The sequence below is a fragment of the Marinobacter antarcticus genome (assembly GCF_011049865.1).
GTDB classification, from domain to species: domain Bacteria; phylum Pseudomonadota; class Gammaproteobacteria; order Pseudomonadales; family Oleiphilaceae; genus Marinobacter; species Marinobacter antarcticus_A.
In genome coordinates, this window is sequence record NZ_DRGY01000012.1 from 1 (window position 1) to 3,403 (window position 3,403).

At 57.8% G+C, this 3,403-nt stretch carries 4 protein-coding genes; 1 reads left to right on the top strand and 3 read right to left on the bottom strand.

What is annotated here, in order from left to right:
• From ENI00_RS18685 to ENI00_RS01630, 3 genes are all read right to left on the bottom strand, one after another.
• A partial coding sequence (locus ENI00_RS18685; protein WP_414674189.1) for a GTPase occupies positions 1–65 on the bottom strand: 65 nt, incomplete at its 3' end.
• A gap of 50 nt (positions 66–115) precedes the next feature.
• Positions 116–1,492 (bottom strand): PQQ-binding-like beta-propeller repeat protein, encoded by a 1,377-nt coding sequence (locus ENI00_RS01625; RefSeq protein WP_304097848.1) that lies wholly within the window; start codon positions 1,490–1,492, stop codon positions 116–118.
• Between the two features lie 56 nt (positions 1,493–1,548).
• On the bottom strand, positions 1,549–2,262 hold the full coding sequence (locus ENI00_RS01630; protein WP_304097852.1) for a hypothetical protein: 714 nt from the start codon (positions 2,260–2,262) through the stop codon (positions 1,549–1,551).
• Positions 2,263–2,489: 227 nt separating this feature from the next.
• Here ENI00_RS01630 and ENI00_RS01635 point away from each other — a divergent pair.
• A partial coding sequence (locus tag ENI00_RS01635; RefSeq protein ID WP_304097855.1) for an efflux RND transporter periplasmic adaptor subunit occupies positions 2,490–3,403 on the top strand: 914 nt, incomplete at its 3' end.

Below are 3,403 nucleotides of genomic sequence, written 5' to 3' on the forward strand. Positions count from 1 at the left end.
AGGCGGTTGAATAACGTGGATTTACCGACGTTGGGACGCCCCACAATGGCGAGGGTGAAAGACATGGGATGGCTCCGAAGACAAGGTCAAGCCTGCGCTCTAGCCTATTTGGCGGTCAACGGAAAGCGTGCAATTGCCCCTTGGACGATACAACATAAAGCACGCCCCCAGCCACAACCGGTGACGAGGACGCCCCGCCCGGAATATCGGCGCTTGCCACCATGGCCCCGTTGGTGGGGTCGAAACTGCGCAACTTGCCGTCGTTTGATGCGACAATTACCCTACCTCCGGCGACAATTGGCCCATAGTGCGCAAAGACTTCCGACTGGCGCTTCGGTTTCTCTTTTACAAAGTTCGGCAGCGGCGTGCCCCAGATACGAACACCCGTAGTCGCGTCCAATCTCACGAGCTCGTTCAGGTCTGTTACTACAAAAATGCTATCGCCTGCGGGCCAGACCGGTCCAATAGCACCTTCGCGCGCTGTCCAAATCCGTTCGCCCCCGCCCAGCGTCAACGCTGCCAGTCGGCCCGAATGGTTACCTACATAAACGGTATCACCAGAGATCACCGGACTGCCAGTAATATCCGAAATATTCGCCACAGCCCGACCGGAACGTTTGCCCACGACAGATGTGCTCCACCGGTCCATGCCGCCTTGACGGAACAAGCCCTGCACCTCGCCGGAGCCAAATGCCATTACCGCAATCTGCGCGCTTATGGCGGGTGCCGGACCGCCAAGCACATTGGTCATACTGGTGCTGGAGCCTGTTTGCCACTTTATGCGCCCGTCAGACTTATTGAGGGCCCAGCCTGTGTCATCGCCACCGGTAAAATAAACGATGTCATCATATACGGTAGGTGCGCCCGTTCCGCTCGCGTCAAGGTCTTGTGTCCACCTCGTACCGCCACTGTCCATATCAAGTGCCGTAACGGTACCGAACCCCAAGGACACGTACAAAGTATTGCCGTCCACGGCCAGCCCGCCGCCCGACGCTTCGCCCGCCCTATCCATATCCGGGGTTAGGTCGCGGGTCCACAATGTGGCACCGGATGCAGAGGTTGCCGTCACTTGCGCACTGGAATCGATCGTGAATATGCGCCCGCCCATTACCACAGGCGATGCGGTGATACGCTGTTTCCGGCTGTCTCCGCTACCGATATTCGCGCTCCATGCCAATCGTGGCGCGGCGCTTAACGCGGGATTCGTGATGCGGGTGCTTGGGGTGCCGTTGCTTTGTGTCCAGTTTGCGTTGGCCGTGACCGCAGGAAGCGAGATACCACGCACGGTATTGGCCGGAACAGGAATATCGGCTTGCGCCACGAACCCGTCATCACCCCGCAAAATCGAGCGTACATCAAAGCGTTTGCCGGGTAGAATTGCCTCGGGCTCGGCGCATGCGGACAGCAACAATGCGCCAGCTACGGCCGAGGCAACCAAGGCAGAACGTCCCGGAACGGATCTGGCTACGAAGGTGCTGTGAAGTTTGGTCATGGCGCTGCTCACTTCTGCTCTTAATTCGTGTTTCTGATCACATAGGATGATCGATATCAGTTGCCGCCAACGCCTGCTGACGAAGAGAGCTCTGGCGGCGTCACCGCAGTGGCAGAACCCAGGTCAGGCTCGCTTCCCAAAGCAACAATCACCTGAAGGGCACGCTGTTGCAAGTCCGAGGTGACCTCGGCATCCTGCAATATCTCTTGATAGCGATCAATCGCCGCCTGAGGCTGATTTTCTTCGATATCAATCAATGCCATCTGTTCCTGCGCCAGTAAACGCAAAGGACTAGGCGACTGTATCAATGCCTCGAGCGCCAGCCGCCGTTCGGCGGCGGGGGTGTCGGTCCCTTGCAGGGTCAGCGCCTTGAACTGAGCGATTTCCCGATAGATCGCTGGGACATCGCCATTCGCGCCCAAACCATTGAGCGTTTCTAAGGCTGCATCTTTATCCCCAGCCTGAGACTGTTCTGCGGCTTTCAAAAACGCCAGCATCGCAACAGAACGCGGGCTGTCAGTGTTCACCGCCCCCAGAGCTTCTGCACGCGCAGCCGCATCGGTTCCCGCAAGCGCCGCAAACATCGCATCGCCTAATGCTTCGGCCCGCGCGCGGTTTTGAGCTTTTTGATATTCATTCCATGCAGCTCCGCCAACCAGCAATACAACCGCCAAAATGGCGACCCAGCCATAGCGTTTGAGCAGCAGATAAAATCTGTCCCGGCGAACCTCGTCATTTACTTCGTCGATGAAACTGTCTGTGTCGCTCATATCTTATTGGTCCCGCCCTTATTCAACGCCTCTCTTACCCTGCGCCTGCGGGCCTGCCAAGGGCTAGGCTGCATCGCACCCAGCCACCGCGGGGGCAACAGGGCCGCAGATCACTGATTTTTTCAAAACTGAACTATGCAGTTCAGTTAATTTCACTTACATAGCCCCCAACATACTCTCCTGGAAGTGGTCTGACGGGCCGCACCTACAATTTGCCGAGGCTCAGAATGCGCATTTTTCCAATCCTGGCGGCGATTGCCGTATCTGCATTTATGTACATGGCGATATTTGAGCGCGAAGCGCTGTTGAATACACTGGGGTTCAACGGTGCCGCGCCTCCGTCGGAAGACACCACCAGCCTGTCACACGTTGCCGATCAGTCGCTCGTCAAGGTTGTGGTGCAGCGCAGCCAGGCCAAACAGCTCGATTCGGCAATTGTCGTGCGCGGCCAGACTGCGGCTGCACGACAGGTTGCCGTTCAGTCCGAAACTTCTGCCGTTGTCATATCGCCCCCGTTGCGCAAGGGTACGCGGGTTGCCGAGGGTGAAGCCCTGTGCGAACTGGATCTGGGCACACGCGATGCGCAGCAAAAGGAAGCCGTGGCCCGCCATGCCGAAGCCGAATCACGTGTCCCCGAGGCAGAAGCGCGCGTTGAGGAAGCCCAAGCGCGATTGGATGAAACCCTGATCAAGCTGAATGCAGCAGAAAAGCTTGGCGAGGGAGGGTTTTCGTCGCAGACAACGCTTGCCAGCGCCGAGGCGGCCGTCGCGGCGGCACGCGCCAACCTAAGCTCTGCCCGAGCCGGTTTGAGTGCGGCAAAATCCGGCATACAATCAGCGGATGCTGCCGTTGCGATTGCCGAAGCGGAAATTGACCGTTTGACCCTCAAGGCTCCATTCTCGGGGCTGCTGGAAAGTGACACCGCAGAATTGGGTAGTCTGCTGCAAAAAGGATCAATTTGCGCACAGGTTATCCAGCTCGACCTGATCAAGCTTGTAGGCTTCGTGCCTGAAACCGAAGTTGACCACGTCAGCCTTGGGGCACCGGCGCGTGCGCGACTTGCGGCAGGAGATCGCCAATTACAAGGAAATGTATCGTTCATTTCTCGCGCCTCTGACCCGTCTACACGCACCTTTCGTAT